Consider the following 213-nt stretch of genomic DNA (forward strand, 5'->3'; position numbering starts at 1 on the left):
GTATCAAGTTCTTCCATACCAACGACGGCGAAGTAGAGCCCGACGTACAGGCCTATAACAGCGAAGACTCTAGCGCGAGCGGCGCATACGCCACGGCAGTCGGCTTCCAAGCCGCTTCCAAAGGCACCAACGCCATCGCTATTGGTAAAGGCGCCCAAGCCAACGCCGAGAACACCATCGCCATCGGTACCGGCAACATCGTCAGCGGCAAAA

Annotated in this window: 1 pseudogene; it reads left to right on the forward strand. The window is 58.2% G+C overall.

Features of this window, described 5'->3' with window-relative positions:
- A pseudogene (locus tag HMPREF2954_RS04885) lies at positions 1-213 on the forward strand (hypothetical protein); the annotation flags it as partial.

The organism is Neisseria sp. HMSC067H09 (assembly GCF_001814135.1).
In the GTDB taxonomy this organism is placed as follows: domain Bacteria; phylum Pseudomonadota; class Gammaproteobacteria; order Burkholderiales; family Neisseriaceae; genus Neisseria.